Source organism: Arthrobacter sp. SLBN-112, assembly GCF_006715225.1.
Lineage (GTDB): Bacteria > Actinomycetota > Actinomycetes > Actinomycetales > Micrococcaceae > Arthrobacter.
The window spans coordinates 4,249,796-4,268,370 of record NZ_VFMU01000001.1 but is presented as its reverse complement, the minus strand read 5'-3'; the positions used below and the strand labels follow the sequence as shown (position 1 = coordinate 4,268,370).

Here is an 18,575-nt window from a genome sequence, read left to right as displayed (position 1 = left end):
GCAGAATGGGTCCATGACACGCATCGCCATTATTGGCGGCCACGGCAAAGTGGCCCTCCTCCTGTCCCAGCTCCTCACCGGCGAAGGCCACTCCGTCACATCGTTCATCCGGAATCCTGACCATGCCGGGGACGTCGCCGACACCGGCGCCTCGCCGTCGGTCCTGGACGTGGAGAATGCCACGACGGCGGAAATCGCCGACGCGCTGGCCGGCCACGACGCCGTGGTTTGGTCTGCCGGCGCCGGCGGCGGCAACCCGGACCGCACCTATGCCGTGGACCGGGACGCAGCCATCCGCTCCATGGATGCCGCCGCCCAGGCAGGAGTGGACCGGTACGTCATGGTGTCCTACTTCGGTGCCGGCAAGGACCACGGGGTGCCGGAAAGCAACAGCTTCTTTGCGTACGCCGAAGCCAAGGCGGCCGCGGACGAGTACCTGCGCGGCACCGGGCTGGCCTGGACCATCCTGGGTCCCGGGGCACTGACGGACAAGCCGGGAACCGGGCTGATCGACATCGACCCGTCCCCGGACGGTGACCGGGCCACCTCGCGCGCCAACACGGCGATTGTGGCGGCGGCGGTGCTGGACCTGCCCCAGACGGCGGGCCGGACCATCGAGTTCCGCGACGGCACCCTGCCGGTGGCGGCCGCGCTGGAGCCGGGCGCCTAAGCACCTTCGGGGAGGATGGGCAGGGGCGCGGTTATGCCGGGGTGGCCGGCGCGGCCAGCTCCAGGTCCAGGGAGTTCCTCTCCACGTAGTCCAGGGCGCAGCGCACGGCACCCACCGTGACGATTGAATCGCCCAGCGGGGATACTGCCACCCGTGCCGGGGTGGCGGTGAACTCCTTCAGGCGCTCGCTGATGGGCCCGAGGAGCATGCCTGCGGAATCGGCAACGCCGCCGCCGATCACCACCAGCTCGGGGTTGAGCAGGGTGGCCACGGTCCCTATCACCCTCGCCATCCTGTCCGCCAGCCGGTCCAGGATGCCCAGCGCCACAGCGTCACCCTGTTCCGCAGCGGTGAAGACCTGTTCAGCTTGCACCCGACCCTGGACGGAGCGGAGGGTGGTGGGGGCCGTGGTGGCCAGGGCGTCGGTGGCCCAGGTACGGGCAAGGTACGCGATGCCGTAGGTGTCGCCCACCCCTTCCACCAGATCCAGGTACGCGAGTTCCCCGGCGCTGCCGCGCGTTCCGTGGACCAGCCGGCCGCCCTCAACGATGCCTGAACCCAGCCGTTCGCTGGCCAGGATCACCACCACGTCGTCAATCCCCGCGGCCGCGCCCTGCCAGCGGTCACCCAGGGCAGCAAGGTTGGCGTCGTTTTCCAGCAGCACGGTCCAACCCCGGGTTTCCTTGAGGGCCGGCCGCAGTCCCAGGTCGAACAGTCCCCAGAACTCCTGCGTGGCCACCACGTCGCCGTGCCGGTCAACCGGTGCGGCAACTCCGGCGCAAACTGCCAGCACCTGCCCGGCCCCCATTCCCGCCGAGTGCAGCGCCGCCCCAGCCACTCCGTCGATGAAGGCTATGCGCTCCCGGGAGCCCACCTCGCCGGCCTGGAAGGGGCGGCTGGACCGTCCCAGGGTCCGGCCCCGGAGGTCCGAAACCACCACGGTGACCTTGGCGTAGCCGATGTCCATGCCCAGGACCACGCCTGCGCGCTCGTTGAGTTCGAAGCGGCGGGCCGGGCGGCCCTTCTGGTACCCGCCGAATTCGCGCTGGTTCTCCCGCTCCAGGACCCAGCCCCGGCGGACCAGGTCCTCGCAGACGGCGATGGTGGTGGCACGGGTCAGGCCCGTTGCTGCCATGACGTCCGTGACGGTCACAGCGGCCGAGGCGCGCAGGAACTCCAGGACTGCGCCGGCACTGACCCGCCGCAGGAGTTGGGGAGTCGCCGGAACCAATTCAGGCATGCTGTTGACCTTCCTGTACAAAGCACCAGATAATACTTGGGAAAGTAAATTTAGATTCAATATAAATATACCTGCTGCACAGAAAAGGATCACCCCTTGTCAACCACTGCCACACTGGCAACCCTGTCCGACTCCGACCGTCCGGCCGACCCCAACTGGTGGCGCCAGGCCTCGGTCTACCAGATCTATCCGCGCAGCTTTGCGGACTCCAATGGCGATGGCATCGGTGACTTGAAGGGCATCACCGCCAAGGTCCCGTACCTGAAGTCGCTGGGCATCGACGCCGTTTGGCTGAGCCCGTTCTACCCCTCCGCGCTCGCCGACGGCGGCTACGACGTGGACGACTACCGCGACGTGGACCCCAAGCTGGGCACGCTGGACGACTTCGACGAAATGGCTGCCGCGCTGCACGAGGCCGGCATCAAGCTCATTGCCGACATCGTCCCCAACCACTCCTCCAACCGGCACAGGTGGTTCCAGGAGGCCCTTGCCTCGCCAAAGGGCTCACCGGCACGCGACCGCTACATCTTCCGTGACGGCAAAGGCCCCAACGGTGAGTTCCCGCCGTCGGACTGGGACTCGGTGTTCGGCGGACCCGCCTGGGAGCGCATCACCGAACCGGACGGCACCCCCGGCCAGTGGTACATGCACATCTTCGCCAAGGAACAGCCGGACCTGAACTGGTCCAACCGCGAGATCCGGGATGACTTCCTGAAGACCCTGCGGTTCTGGTCCGACCGCGGCGTTGACGGTTTCCGCGTCGACGTGGCCCACGCCCTCACCAAGGACCTCACCGAGCCGCTGCTTTCCAAGCTGGAACTGAGCGCCGCCAACACGGGCGTGGACGGATTCGACGACGGGACGCACCCGTTCTGGGACCGCGACGAGGTCCACGAGATCTACGCCGAATGGCGCGAAGTGTTCAACGAGTACAACCCGCCGCGCACAGCCGTTGCCGAAGCCTGGGTGCACGCCACCCGGCGTGCCCGCTACGCCAGCCCCCAGGGGCTGGGCCAGGCGTTCAACTTCGACCTGCTGCAGGCTGACTTCGACGCCGCCGAGTACAAGGAGATCATCACCCGCAACCTGGCCGAGGCCGCCGCCACCGGTGCCTCCTCCACGTGGGTGTTCTCCAATCACGACGTCGTGCGGCACGCCACCCGCTACGGGCTGCCCCAGGTGGCCAAGGAAAAGGCCGGCGCCAAGGGCCAGGACGGCAAGGACTGGCTGCTGGCCGGCGGACCCAAGGACCAGCTGGACGTTGAACTGGGCGAGCGCCGTGCGCGGGCCGCCACCCTGTTGATGCTCGCCGTTCCGGGATCCGCCTACCTCTACCAGGGCGAGGAACTGGGCCTTCAGGAAGTGGCCGAGATTCCCGAATCGGAGCGGCAGGATCCGTCCTTCTTCCGCAACAAGGGCGTGGAAATCGGCCGCGACGGCTGCCGTGTGCCGCTGCCCTGGAAGGTGGAGGGCACCTCCTTCGGATTCGGCGAGGGCGGCTCCCACCTGCCGCAGCCGGACTGGTTCAGCAAGTACGCCGTTGAGGCCCAGGACGGGACCGATGGCTCCACCCTGGAGCTCTACCGCAAGGCCCTGAAGCTCCGCCGCGAACTAATGACGGACGAGGCACTCGAGTGGGCCGAAAACGGCAATCCGGATGTCCTGCACTTCAAGCGGCCCAACGGCTGGCAGTCCGTGACCAACTTCGGGAACACCGCCGTCGAGCTTCCGGCCGGCGAGGTGCTTGTCAGCAGCGGCCCGCTGGAGGACGGCAAGCTGCCGGCAAACACCACCGCCTGGTTGCGTTGAGTTGGGCCTGGCTAAAGTCCTGGGAAGGCCGGCTGTCCTGATGGGGGAGCGGGCCTGATGCAGGAAGTCATCTACGGATGCATGGGACTGGGCGGCAGCTGGTCTGACGAGCCACATGGAAGCCACCATGTGGACCAGGCCGCTGCCGCCGTCCAGGCGGCCCTGGACGCCGGGATCACCCTGTTCGACCATGCGGACATCTACCGCAGCGGCAAGTCCGAAGCTGTGTTCGGCGAGGTCCTGGCCGGCACGCCGGGCCTGCGGGAGCGGATCCGGCTGCAGACCAAGTGCGGCATCAGGCTGAACGAACGCGGCCTGCAGACCCACTACGACCTGAGCCGGGAGGCCATCCTGGAACGGGTCAACGGCAGCCTGGAACGGCTCCGGACCGGCTACGTGGATATCCTCCTGCTGCACCGCCCGGACCCCCTGGCGGACCCTGCGGAGGTGGCATCCGCCGTCGGGCAGCTTATGGACGAAGGCAAGGTCCGGCAACTGGGCGTGTCCAACATGTCCGCAGCGCAAATTGAGGTGCTGCAGGACCGGCTGGAATCCCCGGTGGTGGCCAACCAGCTGGAGATGAGCCTGCTCAAGCGGGCATGGCTGGAAAGCCAGGTCCTGGTCAACCACCCGGAACACCTGGACTACAGCTTCCCGCACGGGACGGTGGAGTACTGCGTCCGCAACAACATCACCCTGCAGGCGTACGGCTCCCTGGCGCGCGGTGTGTATACCGGTGCGGAACCGGACAGCCCCACCTCAGCCGATGCGGCAACTGCCGAACTCGTGGCGGCGCTTGCGGGACAGTACGGCACCTCCGGTGAGGCTGTCCTGCTCGGCTGGCTGATGAAGCATCCGGCCGGGATCGCACCGGTGATCGGAACGGTGAACCCGGACCGGATCCGGGCCTGCGGTGACGCGGCCCGGGTGGCGCAGGCCCTCAGCCGCGCCGACTGGTACAAACTCTGGGTCACGGCGCGCGGGAGCAACATCCCCTAACCCCTCCCAACTAGGTAGCGGTAAGTGTCGTTTTGGCGCCTCATAACGACACTTGCCGCTACCTACTTTCACTTGGGCCCCAGTCATATCCCGTTTAGTTCGTATTGATCCTCACAAGCTGGCCCTTTTCTTCGCCGTGCCGCTTGCGGGGCGGATACTGTAGAAAGCATGACGTCTACCATCGCCGCCGAAACCGTTAGGCCGGAACGCAATATCCCCGCAGAGATCGCCCGTTCCTGGCTGCTGGTCAATGCCATGAAGCCGGAGCTTTTCGACCAGTCGGCCGTCTCCCGTGCCGACTCGATCATCCTGGATATTGAAGATGCGGTGGACCCCTCCCAGAAGGACCAGGCCCGCGGCAACGTGATCGACTGGCTGACCGCCGGCGGCAAGGCCTGGGTCCGGATCAACGACGCCACCAGCCCGTTCTGGGCCGATGACCTCGCCGGGCTGCGCGGCACGCCGGGCCTGCTGGGCGTCATGCTCGCCAAGACCGAATCCGCGGACCAGGTCACCGAGAGCTTCCACCGCATGGATGGCAAGACCCCCGTGATCCCCCTGGTGGAATCCGCCCTCGGCATCGAGGAAGCCAACCACATCGCCAAGGCCCAGGGCGCGTTCCGCCTGGCCTTCGGTTCCGGCGACTTCCGCCGCGACACGGGCATGGCTGCCACCCCGGAGGCCATGGCCTACCCGCGGGCCAAGCTCGTGGTCGCCAGCCGGGTGGGCAACCTGCCCGGTCCCATCGACGGTCCCACCGTCGGCACCAACCACCCCATCCTGCGCGAGCAGACCGGCATCACCGTGATGATGGGCATGACCGGGAAGCTGTGCCTGGCCATTGACCAGACGCCGGTCATCAACGAGGTCATCAGCCCCACGCCGTCGGACGTCGCCTGGGCCACCGACTTCATGAACGACTTCGAGGCCAACGGCCGCGTCATCCGCGACGGCTCCGACCTGCCCCGACTGGGCCGCGCCGAGAAGATCATGAAGCTCGCCGTCGCCTTCGGGGTGCAGCCCGCGCTGTAGCCCCCATTCACCTTTCAGGAGACCCCGTGACCGATACCCGCTATTTGGTCCACGGGGTCTTTTGGGATGGGCAGCCGCCGGGTACCAGCCCATCGGCCGGTTCCAAGGCGGCGGATCATGCCAGGACAACGGACGACGCCGGCGGCCCGGTTTTGCGCCTCCAGTCACCGGAGGGGGACTTCCGGCAGCTCAGCCTCCACCGCGGCGAACGCCTCGGTTTCGAGGTGGTGGAGCCCGGCAGGTCTTGCCTGGGCCACGTCCGCGTCCAGTCGGCAAGCTCGCGCAGCCACATCCTCTGCTCCGCCGGTTCGCCCGCGTCACGCGGAAAGCAATGCGAGCGGTGTTTTGTGCTGGACGAGTCCCGGCTGATGCACGACTTCCACCGGGGCGGCCGGGTCACTCCGGGCCTGCGTGACTACCTGATGCAGGAACACTGGCTGTACATTGCCACCTTCGCCGGCGGTACCACCAAGGTGGGCACGGCCTCCGGTCCCAGGAAGTGGAACAGGCTCGCGGAGCAGGGCGCCGCCATGGCGGCTTATGTTGCCCGGGCGCAGGATGGCCGCGTGGTGCGGGTGCTTGAGGATCTGGTGACTGCCGACGTCGGCCTGACGCAGCAGGTGCGCTCCGCAGCCAAGGCGGACGCCCTGCTGCAGCCGCTTCCAGCCACGGACCTGCAGGCCATCAACGCCAGCGCAGCCGGCGAGGTGCGTGCCCTCCTGGCGTGCACCGCCGTCGTCGGCTTCGAAACTGTGGAGGAACAGTGGGTCCGACCCGCGCACGCTGAAGCCCTCTACGGGACCGGCCAACGCCATGCCTACCCGCACGCGCTGGACCAGGGGCAGCACGGCTTCCGAATCACGGCAATGAGCGGGGCGAACGTGCTGGCCCGGCTCGATGGCACGGACGCCGCGTTCGTGGTGAACCTGTCCCAACTGGCCGCCCGGACCATCAAACTTGGTGATTACGCTTCGGAGGTCCCGGCAGTACAGGAGTCCTTGTTCTAGCCGGGCGCCGCAGGCCTGGACGGTAGACTTGCACGGTGCTGAACGAATTCTGGGCCACCGCGCCAACCCGTTATAAAGTCCTGGTCTTCAGCGCGATGGGACTGATCGCCGTCGGCATCATCCTCAACATCATCGGCAACACCAGCGGCAACCAAACCCTGGCCATGGCCTCCCTGCCCCTGATCGGGCTGGGCCTTGTCCTGCACGTCGTGGGCATCGTGGTCCGCGGCCAGTCGATCCGCAAGAACATCAGGCGCTAGCTGCTGCGTTCCGCAGGACATGGTTGCGGGCGTGCTCCACGGCATCCGGAAGATGCTGGAACAGGTGTTTGTGGTGCCGGAGTGAACGGATCACGCCCACGTTGGTCACCAGGTCCAGGTGGTCCGGCCGCACACCCTTAAGCAGGACCGTGATGCCGCGCAGTTCCAGTGCGGAGATGACCTCCACCAGCGCGTGGGCGCCCGTGGCATCAAGCATCCGCAGCTGCGAGAGCCTGATGATCGCCACCTGGACGTCGTTGACCTGGCTGATCTCCTGGAGGATGCGTTCGGCGGCGCCAAAGAACATCGCCCCGTCCAGCCGAAGAACCGCAATGTGCTCATCGCCGTCGGCGGAAGGCCCCGGGATCGGCTCGCGCTGCACGCCGCTCAAGGAGGCGAATTTCCGCAGCGCGAAGAGCGCCGCCGCGGCCAGCCCGATCTGGATGGCGACGATCAGGTCGAAGGCCACGGTAATGATCGCCGTGAGGACGAAGACTGCTGCGTCTGCCCGGGTGGAGCGGAGGATGGCGGCAACGGTGCGCCGGGAAACCATCCGTGTAGCCGTAACCATCAGGATCCCGCCCAGTGCTGCCAGCGGGATGCGGCTGACCATTCCGGACGCCAGGTAAGTGATGCCCAGCAACACGACGGCGTGAACGGCTGCGGCAAGGCGGGTCCTGGCCCCGGAACGCACGTTGACCGCGGTCCTGGCAATGGCTCCGGTGGCGGGCATGCCGCCGAACAGTCCGGCGGCGATGGAAGCCAGGCCCTGGCCGGTCAGCTCACGGTCAGGGCTGTAGGGTCCGGTGGGCCTGCCGTCGGGGCCGGCCATTCCCGCGGCCACCCTTGCGGAGAGCAGCGATTCGATGGCGGCAAGGACGGCGATGGCGACCGCGGGCATGGCAAGGCTGCCCAAGGTGGCCATGTCCACGGCGGGCACTGCCGGCGCGGGAAGGGAATGGGGCAGTGGGCCGATCCGCGGGACATCCAGCTGCAGGAGTTCGGCCGATGCCGTGGCCAGGAGGACCGCCACCAGGCTCGCTGGAAGGGCCCGGAACAGCTTTTGCAGCAGGACCATCACGACGGCGACCATCGCCACGAGGGCGAGCGTCAACAGGACTGTGGGAGCCTGCGCGGCTGAGGCAGCTTCAACGGCGGCGATCACGGTGTTGTGTCCCGGGACGCCGGACGTGCCCGTCGCGAGCGGAACCTGCTGGAGGAAGATGATGGCCGCGATCCCCAGCGTGAAGCCCTCCACCACCGGCCAGGGGATGAAGGCGACGGCCCGGCCCAGGCCGCTGAATCCCATAACGCAGACCAGCAGCCCCGCCATCAATGACAGCGGGGCTACGCTGCCTGGGCCATGGACCGCCACTACGGGCGCCAGGACCACCACCATGGCGCCGGTGGGCCCCGAAACCTGCACCGACGATCCGCCCATAAGGGCTGCCACCATGCCGGCCACGATTGCGGTGATAAGCCCGGCCTCGGCGCCCACCCCGGAGCTCACCCCGAATGCGAGGGCCAGCGGCAGGGCGACAATGCCCACGGTGATGCCGGCCAGCAGGTCCGTGCGCCACGATGAGCGAAGACCGGCGTAATCCTGCCGGGAAGGGAGGAATCTGGTGAGCCTCTGGGCGGCTCTGGCAGTGGCGCGGCCGGTGGCGGCGGTGGCCGTCACGAGGCTGATCCGCGGGACAGGTGCTCCGCCGGCAGTTGCTGTGCCAGCCGGAGCTGTTCGTTCGATTCGGACAGGCTGTCCAGGAGGAAGGTCCGGGCGATGGCGAGCAGTTGCGAAACCCCTGGGTGCGCCAGTTGGTAAGTCACGGCGTTGGCGGTGCGTACGGAGGTCACCACCCTATGCCTGCGCAGGGTGGCCAGGTGCTGGGAGAGGTGCGAGGCTTCAAGCCCGGTCTCTGCCAGAAGGTAGCTGACGGCCGCAGTTTCCTGCGGAGCTGCGGCCAGCAGTTCAAGGATCCGGATCCGGGCCGGGTGCGCCAGGCCCTTGAACAGATTGGCCTTGATCTCGTACAGCGGAGCTTGGGCGGAAGACAGCAACGGAGTGGCTCCTGCGGCTTGATGGAATGATGAATCCATCATACCAGTGGGTTGCGGAACCTGTCCCGGGTGCGCCGGGGATAGGCTGGAATCCATGACTATCAATCCGGATCTGCAGGGCCGAAGCTACCCTGCCGCAGAGGTGTACGACGTTGGCCGCGAGAAAATCCGCGAGTTCGCCCGCGCGGTCAAAGCCACCCACCCTGCACACTTCGACGTCGATGCCGCCACGGCCCTGGGCCACACTGACCTGGTTGCACCCCCCACCTTCGCCATCATCATCGCCCAGCGGGCGGATGCCCAGCTCATCGAGGATCCGGACGCCGGCATCGACTTCTCCCGCGTGGTCCACGCGGACCAGCGCTTCACCCACCACCGGCCCATCGTTGCCGGCGACCGGCTCGTCGCGGAACTCCACGTCGACGGCGTCCGGGCCATGGGCGGCGGCGCCATGATTACCACACGCTCGGAGATCTTCGCCCTCGCTTCCGGCGACTCCCGGGAACCGGTCACCACCACCACGTCATCCATCCTGGTCCGCGGAGAGGGACAGTAACCATGAGCCCCACCTTCAATGAACTGAGCGCCGGCCAGGAAATCGGCAGCCGCACCATCGAAGTCACCCGGACCGACCTGGTGAAGTACGCCGGTGCTTCCGGCGACTTCAACCCGATCCACTGGAACGAGGCCTTCGCCACCGGCGTGGAGCTGCCGGGCGTCATCGCGCACGGCATGTTCACCATGGGTTCGGCCGTCCAGCTGGTCACCGACTGGGCAGGCGACCCCGCCGCCGTCGTCGACTTCCAGACCCGTTTCACCAAGCCCGTCCTGGTCACCGACACCACCGGCACGGACGAGCCCGGCGCCACCATCGAGGTCAGCGGCACCATCGGGAAGCTCGACGCCGATGCAGGCACCGCCCGCGTCGACCTCACCGTTGTCTCGGCCGGGCAAAAAGTGCTGATGAAGGCCCAGGCCGTCGTCAAACTGTCGTGAGTCCGCACCCTTGAGCGCAGGAGCCGGAATCGAGGCCACGTCCCTCCAGGTCAGGCACTGGCGGAACGCCGTGGTGGTGGCCTACACAGCAAGCGGCCTGGCCTTCGCCTCCTGGGTGTCGCGGCTGCCCGCCATGCGGGATGCGCTGGATCTTAGCCCCGGCGCCGTCGGCGTCATCCTGCTGTGCATGACGCTTGGCTCCTTCGCTTCCGTGTCCGCCTCCGGCCTCATCGTGCTGCGGCTGGGGTCCAAACGGACCATCCGTACTGGCAGCATCATGGCGGGATTAGGCCTGCTGGCGGCGGGTTTTGGCACAACCGTGCTGTCATACCCTGTGGCAACCGCTGTTGGCCTGGCCGTCATCGGCTTGGGAACCGGGAGCTGGAACACCGCCTCCAACGTGGAAGGCGCGGCGGTGGAGCGTGCCGTGGGCCGGCACATCATGCCGCGGCTCCATGGCGCCTTCAGCCTGGGAACCGTGGCCGGCGCGGGATTGGGCGCCGCTGCGGCTGCTGCATCTGTGCCCGTGTTCTGGCACCTTGCGGCGGCAGGAACAGTGGTGGCCGTGTCGGTGGCGACGGCGGCGTCCTGGTTCCGTGCCGACATCACCCCGGTGGCGGGGGAGCGCACCTACTCCCCGGACAACTTCGAAGACCCCACCACGGGCCCTATTCCCGTAATCCCTGCCGGTAGCACCCCTGACGCGCCGCTGGACAACAAGCGCAGGATCGCCCAGGCGTGGCGGGACCGCCGGACGCTGCTGCTGGGCGTCCTGGTGCTCGGCCTCGCCCTGGCCGAAGGCGCGGCGGGGGACTGGGTGGCCCTTGCCCTGGCGGACGGCCACGGACAGAGCGATGCCGCCGGTGCTGCCGGCTATGGCCTTTTCGTCACGTTCATGACCATCGGCCGGTTCGCCGGGACAGTGGTGCTGGACCGCTTCGGCCGGGTGCCCGTCATGCGCTGGTGCGCCGCCCTGGCGGTCCTGGGCCTGGCGGTGTTTGTCTTCGCCCCTGCGCCGTGGCTCGCGTACGTGGGCCTCGCGGCCTGGGGCCTGGGCGCCTCCCTGGGCTTCCCGGTGGGCATGTCCGCCGCGGCCGACGATCCTGCGAAGGCCGCGGCCCGCGTGTCAGTGGTGTCCACCATCGGCTACGGCGCGTTCCTGTGCGGGCCCCCGCTCCTCGGCCTGCTGGCCGAACACGTGGGGATCCTGCACTCACTCCTCGCCGTGATGGTGATGCTCGCCGTGAGCTTCGTGTTGTCCCCGGTGGCCCGGAAGGCCGGCTAGCTTTCCCTAGTATTGTTGACGGGTGACTCCCACCCTGCTTTCCTCCCTGACCACCTCCGCCGTCGGCGGCCCCGCCGGCAAGTTCATCGAGGCCCGGACCGAGGCAGAGATCATCGATGCCGTGCGGACCGCGGATGCGGCCGGCGAACAGGTCCTTATCATCAGCGGCGGGTCCAACCTTTTGGTGTCCGATGACGGGTTCCCCGGGACTGTCGTCAAAATTGCCTCGGAGGGGTTCACGGTCAACGCGGAGGACTCCTGCGGGGGAGTGGCAGTAGTGGTGCAGGCCGGCCACAACTGGGACAAGCTCGTGGAGCACGCCGTCCGGCACGCGTGGTCCGGGATCGAGGCCTTGTCCGGCATCCCCGGCTCCACGGGTGCCACCCCGGTCCAGAACGTGGGTGCCTATGGCGCTGAAGTGTCCCAGACCATCGCGGCCGTCCGCACCTGGGACCGCGAACGCAACGCCGTCCAAACGTTCACCAACTCAGAGCTGAAGTTCGGCTACCGGGACTCCATCCTCAAGCGCACCACCGTCAACGGCTCGCCGCGGTACGTGGTCCTCACCGTGGAGTTCCAGCTTCCGCTGGGACGGATGAGCGCTCCCATCCGTTACGCCGAGCTGGCCCGCTCCCTGGGCGTGGAGGCGGGCAAGCGTGCCTATGCCAATGACGTCCGCCGGGAAGTGCTCCGGCTGCGCGCCTCCAAGGGCATGGTGTGGGACGGCGCCGACCGCGATACCTATTCCACCGGTTCCTTCTTCACCAACCCCATCGTCTCGGCGGACGTGGCGGACACGCTGCCGGAATCGGCGCCGCGCTATCCGGCAGGCCAGGACGGACGGGTGAAACTTTCCGCGGCGTGGCTGATCGACCAGGCAGGGTTCGGCAAGGGCTTTGGCCTGGAACCGGACGGTGTGGCCGGCGGCCGCGCATCCCTGTCCACCAAGCACACGCTGGCCATCACCAACCGCGGCTCCGCCAGCGCCGCCGACATGGTGGCGGTGGCACGCGAGGTGCGCGCCGGCGTCGAACGCCGTTTTGGCATCCAGCTGCATCCGGAGCCGCTGCTCATCGGCCTGGACCTCTAGGAGTCCCGCCAGGGCCGTGTCCGGCCTAGGATGGGCGCATGGCTGCATCTGGTTCCCTGCTTCACCGCAGGATGCTCGGCAGGCTCCGGCTCGGATCACAACGGCTTGCCGGGGAGGGTGCTGCCTCAGCTCCGGAGCTGGTCCGGTGGATGACCGCAATGCAGGCACAGGACCTGCCGGCAGCCCTCTGGGCCGTGGGGGTTAGGGTGCCCGGTGCGGGGCTTTCCGACGTGCGTGCTGCCATCGATTCCGGGACTGTGGTCCGGTCCTGGCCCATGCGGGGAACACTGCACCTCGTTGCCCCCGAGGACCTGCGCTGGATGCTGGACCTCACCGCCGAACGGCTCACCAGGAGCATCGCGGCCAGGCACCGGCAACTGGAAATCACCTGGACTGATGTTGAGAAGGCGCGCGACCTGGCGCTGGACCGCATCCTCACTGATGGTCCCCTCAGCCGCCCCGGGCTGTTCAAGGTGTTCGACGCCGGCGGCCAGCCCACGCAGGGCCAGCGCGGCGTCCATCTCCTGGGCACGCTGTGCCGGCACGGCTGGCTGGTACCGGGGCCGCTGTCCGGCAACCAGCAGCTGATCGCGGCCTTCGATGAATGGATCCCGGAGTCCCGCCGGATGGAGCGCCAGGAAGCCACTGCCGAGTTTGCGCTGCGCTACTTCCGAAGCCATGGTCCGGCCACCCTGCGCGACTTCGCCTGGTGGACGCAGCTGCCGCTGACCGAGGTTCGCGCCGCGTTCCAGCACGTCCGGAGCCAGCTGGTGGAGCTGGACATCGATGGCACCAGCTACTGGCTCTCACCGGACGTGGCCGCCCTCCTGGAATCCGGAGTCCCCGGCGGCCGCTCCGTCCACCTGCTGCCCGGATTCGATGAGTTCGTCCTCGGCTACACGGACCGGACACCCGTCCTGGCGCCGGAGGATTTCGACTTGATCGTGCCGGGCGGCAACGGCGTCTTCAAGAAGACGGTGGTCGTCGCGGGGAAGGTGGTGGGCACCTGGGCGCTCCAGGGCACGGGCCGTGGTGCCGCCGTCGTCCCTGAACTCTTTGATGAGGCCAAGCCGCTGGGCCCGGCAGCCCACGCAGCCCTTGCCAAGGCAGCGGGGCGTTACACCACGTTCCTGGCCACCTGACCCTCTTCCACGCAAAAGCGGCCCCTGCCTGGTAGGCAAGGGCCGCTCATGGGGCAGCTGTACGGGCTACAGGTTGCCGGTGGCGATGTTGAGCATGCGGCGCAGCGGCTCGGCGGCGCCCCAGAGGAGCTGGTCGCCCACGGTGAAAGCGCTGATGTACTGCGGGCCCATTTCCATCTTGCGGATGCGGCCCACCGGAATGTCCAGGGTGCCCGATGCGGCCACCGGGGTCAGCTCGGCCATGGAGGCTTCCTTGGTGTTGGGCACCACCTTGGCCCACTGGTTGTCCTCGGCGAGGAGCTTCTCGATCTCGGCGACCGACAGGTCCTCGCGGAGCTTGAGCGTCAGTGCCTGGGAGTGGGAGCGCATGGCGCCGATGCGGACGCAGAGGCCGTCCATGATCACGCGGTTTTCCTCGGAGGTGCCCAGGATCTTGTTGGTCTCAACCCCGGCCTTCCACTCTTCCTTGGACTGTCCGTTGCCCAGGTCGGCGTCGATCCAAGGGATCAGGGAGCCGGCAAGGGGGACGCCGAACTGGGCGGCGTCGATGTCGCTGCGCTGGTGGGCCAGGACCTTGCGGTCGATGTCCAGGATGGCCGACGCGGGGTCGTCCAGTTCGGTGCTGACCTCGGCGTTGAGCGTCCCGAACTGGCTGAGGAGCTCACGCATGTGGCGGGCACCGCCCCCGGAGGCAGCCTGGTAGGTCATGGAGGTGCCCCACTCCACCAGGCCATTCTTGAACAGGCCGCCGAGGCCCATCAGCATGCAGGAGACGGTGCAGTTGCCGCCGATGAAGTCCTTGGTGCCGTTCACCAGGCCCTTGTCGATGACGTCGCGGTTGATGGGGTCCAGCACGATGATCGAGTCGTCGCTCATGCGCAGGGTGGAAGCGGCGTCGATCCAGAGGCCGTCCCAGCCGCGGCTGCGCAGCTCGCCGTGGACCTGCTTGGTGTAGTCCCCGCCCTGGGCAGTGACGATAATAGGCAGCTTGGCCAGCGTGTCGACGTCGAACGCGTTCTCGAGCTTGCCGGCGCCTTCAGCGAAGGAAGGCGCGGCACCTCCCGCGTTGGAGGTGGAGAAGAACACCGGGTTGATGTTGGCGAAGTCGCCCTCGTCCTGCATGCGCTGCATGAGGACGGAACCGACCATGCCGCGCCATCCGACCAGGCCGACGGAGGGGGTAGCTGCTGTAGTCATTCGACTATTTTAGACGGCTCGACCGGCAGGGCGCAGTCGGTTACGTCACTGCGGACGGGTCATCGAAAAGTACGACGGCGGCACGCACCTGAGGCGCTATTCCACGGGCCGCGGGAGATTCTTCGCCCTCCGCAGCTTTTCGGCTTTGCGCTCCATCAAGAAGCCGGCCCAGCCTGCGAACAGCGGGTAGAGCACCAGCAGGTACATCCACCACGTCCGGCTGAGGATCTCCCACTGGTCAGTCACTGCCATCTGGACGATGCCGTAAAGCATCAGGCCGAACATGGCCGTCATCAGGAGGGAAAGGAACAGCAGACCGCCCGAGGAATTCACGGGTTTGACGATGCCCAGCCCGTCGTCCTTGCGGACCCCGTACTCTTCGTCTGTGTAGGCAACTATCCCGCCGTTTTCAGAGAGCCGGTGCAGAGTCCGCTTTTCTGGCGGCTGGTAGGGAACATAGCCCGGTTCCTGCGGCACGCCCCGGCTACGCCTGGCCATGCCGGTCCTGGTTCCAGTCCAGCTGTTGGGCGCTGGGTTCGGGAATCTCCAGTGCTTCCCGCCTGTAGCTGTACCAGGCTCCATAAACGCTGAACGCGGTGAGGAACAGTCCGCCCCAGAACGGCTGGCCACCGTCGGGTACGGGCCTCAGCAGTATCACGAGGGACAGTACTGCCAGGACCACCATGACGGCAGTGAGGATTCCCATGCCCCACCATGTCCGGACCTGCGCCTGACCCAGGCCGGGAGAGAATCCAATTTCGTCGGCGGGATAGCTGTGCAGTTCGCCGGTGTTGGTCTTTCGCAGCACACGTTTTTCACCCCGCGCGAGCGCGCCCTTATGCTCGGCGTACACCACGTCGTTCCGCCGCTCCCGGTTGTCGTTGTGCATCAGGGTCAACTCAGGTCCCACTGCTCTTGGGCCAAAGTTTTCACCAGTCCCTCAGGCTCGAACGGCGCGTAGGAGGTTCAAGTGTCTTCCCCGCTGCCTTCCGGAGACGTGCAGCCTTGCGTTCCTTGTAGTAATAGGACCAGCTTGTGGGGATAATCCACAGTCCGAAGGCGACAGTGAACACGATCTTGCCCCAGTCAGGGTCCTCCGTCCCATCGATGAACAACTTGACGAGTAATGCTGCCGCGACGGTCATGATCAGAGTGATCAGGATGGCCAGGAACAGCAGACCGCCCGCGGAATTGATGGGTTTGACGGCACTGCCGACATCGCCCTTGTAAACCCCGTATTCCTCGACTGTGAGTCCCTGCTTCGCGGCCTCCAGTTCCACCTGCCGCCGGTAGTACCCTCGGCGGCCGGACCCTTTCGATCCGGAAACTTCACTTTTCATGGCGCTCTTCGGTTGTTAGGCGGAAGACGAGGTGAGGTTTCTTCATCGGTCGAACTGACGGGCTGTGGGTTCGGGTATTCCCCGTTCTGTCCGCAGGCGTTTGGCCCTCGCAGCCACCTTCGCCATACGGAGGGCGTACAGGACGCCAGCCACTCCCAGCACTGTCAGGAAGAGGGCGTCCCACATCGGGTCTTGACCCCTGCTTGTGGGTCCTGCCACCAGCAGGATGGAGAAGACCGCGACGGCAGCGAAGACAACCGCCAACACCAGGAAGCCGACGACAGACCTTACTTGGGGGTGCGAACTGGCGGTGACCACTCCGAGCTCATCCTTTGCGTAGCTGTAGAGCCTCCCCTCGACGGTGCGGAACAGGACTCTCTTTTCCCCGCGTGCCAGCGCCTGCTCGTGTTCGGCACGGACTTGGTCGTCCGAAGTCGAGCCACTGCCCGTGTTGCTGCCTGGAATGCCGTTTTGCACCTTAGTCCTGTCTGATCGATCGGATGTGGTCCAGGACCTGGCTGTCTGTGAGGCCGGTAATTTCCTGAATGGGTTCGGAGGGGGCATCAATGGTGCCATACCCTACTGCCCACCTCTGCCCGCTCCGCTTGACCAGAAGCTGTTTCTCCGCATCATTCTGCAGGAGCCGGATCGTGGCCCCGCCGGAGGGGTTGTCTTCGAGATGCTTACGGACTATGTAAAAATTCGCTTCTGCGGGTGTCGCATCGGGCCGCTGGGCCATCGCGAACCAGCTGAGGTACGCGCGGGGCTGCAGGAGTATCTGGTACTCGGGGGACTCCAGGGACAGCACATTGTCCACCGAGTCAGCGGTCAAAAGATTGATCTGGACACGCTTGGCTGCCTCCGTCAGGGCACTCGTCACGGCTGCCACCGGTCCAGCGACGGAGAGGTCACCCCCCGGTTCCACCGTGGCCAAGCCGCGGGCCACCAAGGAGGAAGCACCGGCAGCGAGAAGTGAGGCATCGTCCAGCTCTTCCGCCAGCCGCAGTGCCTTGGCCGACGCCTCTGCTGCAGGGCCGCGACGCAGGTTCAGGAGGAGTAATAGCTCGGCGAAGCCAAAACCGATTGCATCGGGAAAGCCTTGTCCGGCGGCCGTGCCGAAGGCCGTGCTTGGTTCAGTCAATGGTTATTCTCCTCAGTTATTAGAAGCCGAAGAAGTCGCCGACGGCGTCGACCCCGTCGCTGATGGCACCGCTGACAGCCTCGGTCCCCTCCGCGATCTTATCTTTGGCGTTATCTACGGCCGCGTGGATAACGGGGACATTGTCATAGAGGGCGAGGGCGCCGCTGGCTACCATGCAGGCCGTACCCACTGGCGGCGGGGCGAACGAGCCGGCCCCCATCGCAACCTTGAAAAGCGAATACTTGCCTGCGTCGTAATCGCCTTCCTTGAAGTTGTTGAAGGCATCCAGGGCGTCCAAGCCCACTCCCACGATTCCCAGGCCCTTGCCAAAGCCATCCAGGTACTTGAATGCAGTAGTGGTGTCGGCCAAGTTCAGGACTTCGTGGAACTTGCCCTCGAAAAGGTTGTTGGAGAGGTTGAAGAACTTGCTGAACTCGTTGGACTCCTGGAACGCCCGCCATGCTGACGGGTCCAGGAAGTCGCCAATGCGCGACTTGTGCAGCATGGCGCCGATGTCGAAAAGGCCCGTCCGTAGGTTCGGGAAAGCCTTGGCGAGGCCGTAGATATCCCAGCCGTTGCGGCAAGGGGAATCAGGGTCCGTAAGCCAGCCCGGCCCCCAGGGATCGTTGCTGCCCTGCCCGGGGATTGGCGGCCGGGAGCCACTGCTGCTGGCCTCTACACCCGCACCGCCCGAAGCAGTGCCGTTCGTGCTCGCCTTCTCCTGCTCGTCGGCGTTCTTCAGCAGCACTTTCGACTCCTGCTGGAGCCGGGCGACCGTCTGCTGAAGAAGGGTGCGGTGGTTGCTGTTCCAGTCCAAACGGAACCGCTGCGCGTCTGCGCCCTTCCACGCTGGATTGTTGTTGATCTGGCTGCTGAGCTGCATTGACTGCTGCTGCAGCAGGTCCGCGGTCTTGCTGAACTGCTGCGCGAGGGTGCGCAGTTGATCTACGTCGGCACCCCACAAAGTTCCTGCCACCAGGATTCCCCCCAATATTCGTCCCGCAGCAGTTCAGAGCGCTGCAGGCCCCAGCCTAAGGCAGGATCACAACTGCCGCGATGGGGTGGCCTCCCCATGCACGGCAGAATCTACTAGCCCCGGTCTGACTCCTCCAGCACAGCAGCCTTTCGGGCCCGCAGCGCGAAGAACGCGCCGAAGGCGAAGATCTGGGTAACAATGACCAGCACGATGGCACCGGCGATCTTGTTGCCGCCCAGGATCATGGTCAGCCCCACGATCGCGGAGAGCAGCGCCAGCAGCGGCAGCAACATGTAGCCCAGCACGAACAGGGTTTCGGGTTTCTTCAGCATG

Annotated in this window: 22 protein-coding genes; 11 read left to right on the top strand and 11 right to left on the bottom strand. The window is 66.6% G+C overall.

The window, feature by feature from the left end; translation table 11 throughout:
* Positions 1–13 precede the first annotated feature (13 nt).
* The gene (locus tag FBY33_RS19665; RefSeq protein ID WP_142032097.1) at positions 14–670 is read left to right on the top strand and encodes an SDR family oxidoreductase; all 657 of its coding nucleotides are present in this window, start codon (positions 14–16) and stop codon (positions 668–670) included.
* Positions 671–701: 31 nt separating this feature from the next.
* On the opposite strand, the gene FBY33_RS19660 is transcribed toward FBY33_RS19665, so the two are convergent.
* A complete protein-coding gene (locus tag FBY33_RS19660) occupies positions 702–1,910 on the bottom strand; it encodes an ROK family transcriptional regulator (RefSeq protein WP_142032095.1) in 1,209 nt (402 codons plus the stop codon).
* A 96-nt stretch (positions 1,911–2,006) separates the two neighbouring features.
* Here FBY33_RS19660 and FBY33_RS19655 point away from each other — a divergent pair, with 96 nt between their 5' ends.
* The 5 genes from FBY33_RS19655 to FBY33_RS19635 all read left to right on the top strand — a co-directional run bounded on the left by FBY33_RS19655 (position 2,007) and on the right by FBY33_RS19635 (position 7,017).
* A complete protein-coding gene (locus FBY33_RS19655; protein WP_142032093.1) occupies positions 2,007–3,719 on the top strand; it encodes a glycoside hydrolase family 13 protein in 1,713 nt (570 codons plus the stop codon).
* Positions 3,720–3,776: 57 nt separating this feature from the next.
* Entirely contained in the window at positions 3,777–4,718 is a 942-nt protein-coding gene (locus FBY33_RS19650) for an aldo/keto reductase (RefSeq protein ID WP_142032091.1), read from the top strand.
* A gap of 168 nt (positions 4,719–4,886) precedes the next feature.
* Positions 4,887–5,750, top strand: coding sequence for an HpcH/HpaI aldolase/citrate lyase family protein (locus FBY33_RS19645; RefSeq protein ID WP_056334094.1), 864 nt, complete (start codon positions 4,887–4,889; stop codon positions 5,748–5,750).
* A gap of 26 nt (positions 5,751–5,776) precedes the next feature.
* A complete protein-coding gene (locus FBY33_RS19640) occupies positions 5,777–6,757 on the top strand; it encodes a DUF2797 domain-containing protein (protein WP_142032088.1) in 981 nt (326 codons plus the stop codon).
* 35 nt (positions 6,758–6,792) lie between these two features.
* The gene (locus FBY33_RS19635; protein ID WP_142032086.1) at positions 6,793–7,017 is read left to right on the top strand and encodes a DUF3188 domain-containing protein; all 225 of its coding nucleotides are present in this window, start codon (positions 6,793–6,795) and stop codon (positions 7,015–7,017) included.
* On the opposite strand, the gene FBY33_RS19630 is transcribed toward FBY33_RS19635, so the two are convergent.
* Positions 7,007–8,698, bottom strand: a complete 1,692-nt coding sequence (locus FBY33_RS19630; RefSeq protein ID WP_200831428.1) for a SulP family inorganic anion transporter — start codon at positions 8,696–8,698, stop codon at positions 7,007–7,009. The genes FBY33_RS19635 and FBY33_RS19630 overlap by 11 nt on opposite strands.
* On the bottom strand, positions 8,695–9,075 hold the full coding sequence (locus FBY33_RS19625; RefSeq protein ID WP_160141866.1) for an ArsR/SmtB family transcription factor: 381 nt from the start codon (positions 9,073–9,075) through the stop codon (positions 8,695–8,697). Before FBY33_RS19625 ends, FBY33_RS19630 begins: the two co-directional genes overlap by 4 nt.
* 94 nt (positions 9,076–9,169) lie before the next feature.
* Between FBY33_RS19625 and FBY33_RS19620 the strand changes: the two genes are divergently transcribed.
* From FBY33_RS19620 to FBY33_RS19600, 5 genes are read left to right on the top strand one after another with little or no spacing between them, the layout of a single operon-like run.
* Positions 9,170–9,631, top strand: a complete 462-nt coding sequence (locus tag FBY33_RS19620) for an FAS1-like dehydratase domain-containing protein (protein ID WP_142032080.1) — start codon at positions 9,170–9,172, stop codon at positions 9,629–9,631.
* Positions 9,632–9,633: 2 nt separating this feature from the next.
* Positions 9,634–10,071 carry a MaoC family dehydratase gene (locus tag FBY33_RS19615; protein WP_142032078.1) on the top strand — a complete coding sequence of 146 codons (438 nt, stop codon included), beginning with the start codon at positions 9,634–9,636 and terminating at the stop codon, positions 10,069–10,071.
* A gap of 10 nt (positions 10,072–10,081) precedes the next feature.
* Entirely contained in the window at positions 10,082–11,356 is a 1,275-nt protein-coding gene (locus FBY33_RS19610; RefSeq protein WP_235010617.1) for an MFS transporter, read from the top strand.
* Between the two features lie 22 nt (positions 11,357–11,378).
* Positions 11,379–12,446 carry a UDP-N-acetylmuramate dehydrogenase gene (locus tag FBY33_RS19605; protein ID WP_142032076.1) on the top strand — a complete coding sequence of 356 codons (1,068 nt, stop codon included), beginning with the start codon at positions 11,379–11,381 and terminating at the stop codon, positions 12,444–12,446.
* A 38-nt stretch (positions 12,447–12,484) separates the two neighbouring features.
* On the top strand, positions 12,485–13,588 hold the full coding sequence (locus FBY33_RS19600) for a winged helix DNA-binding domain-containing protein (RefSeq protein ID WP_142032074.1): 1,104 nt from the start codon (positions 12,485–12,487) through the stop codon (positions 13,586–13,588).
* A 66-nt stretch (positions 13,589–13,654) separates the two neighbouring features.
* On the opposite strand, the gene asd is transcribed toward FBY33_RS19600, so the two are convergent.
* The 8 genes from asd to FBY33_RS19560 all read right to left on the bottom strand — a co-directional run bounded on the left by asd (position 13,655) and on the right by FBY33_RS19560 (position 18,574).
* The gene (asd, locus tag FBY33_RS19595; protein ID WP_142032073.1) at positions 13,655–14,785 is read right to left on the bottom strand and encodes an aspartate-semialdehyde dehydrogenase; all 1,131 of its coding nucleotides are present in this window, start codon (positions 14,783–14,785) and stop codon (positions 13,655–13,657) included.
* Positions 14,786–14,881: 96 nt separating this feature from the next.
* Positions 14,882–15,283: a hypothetical protein gene (locus FBY33_RS19590; RefSeq protein ID WP_142032071.1), complete on the bottom strand. Its 402-nt coding sequence runs from the start codon at positions 15,281–15,283 to the stop codon at positions 14,882–14,884.
* The gene (locus tag FBY33_RS19585; RefSeq protein WP_200831427.1) at positions 15,270–15,674 is read right to left on the bottom strand and encodes a hypothetical protein; all 405 of its coding nucleotides are present in this window, start codon (positions 15,672–15,674) and stop codon (positions 15,270–15,272) included. The genes FBY33_RS19590 and FBY33_RS19585 overlap by 14 nt, the downstream gene beginning before the upstream one ends.
* A 40-nt stretch (positions 15,675–15,714) precedes the next feature.
* Entirely contained in the window at positions 15,715–16,125 is a 411-nt protein-coding gene (locus tag FBY33_RS19580) for a hypothetical protein (protein WP_142032069.1), read from the bottom strand.
* Positions 16,126–16,167: 42 nt separating this feature from the next.
* On the bottom strand, positions 16,168–16,602 hold the full coding sequence (locus FBY33_RS19575) for a hypothetical protein (protein WP_142032067.1): 435 nt from the start codon (positions 16,600–16,602) through the stop codon (positions 16,168–16,170).
* A gap of 1 nt (position 16,603) precedes the next feature.
* Entirely contained in the window at positions 16,604–17,266 is a 663-nt protein-coding gene (locus tag FBY33_RS19570; RefSeq protein ID WP_142032066.1) for a hypothetical protein, read from the bottom strand.
* A 19-nt stretch (positions 17,267–17,285) separates the two neighbouring features.
* On the bottom strand, positions 17,286–18,242 hold the full coding sequence (locus FBY33_RS19565) for a hypothetical protein (protein ID WP_200831426.1): 957 nt from the start codon (positions 18,240–18,242) through the stop codon (positions 17,286–17,288).
* Between the two features lie 113 nt (positions 18,243–18,355).
* Complete coding sequence (locus FBY33_RS19560; protein ID WP_142032064.1) at positions 18,356–18,574, bottom strand: NF038396 family protein; 219 nt, start codon at positions 18,572–18,574, stop codon at positions 18,356–18,358.
* Between the last annotated feature and the right edge of the window lies 1 nt (position 18,575).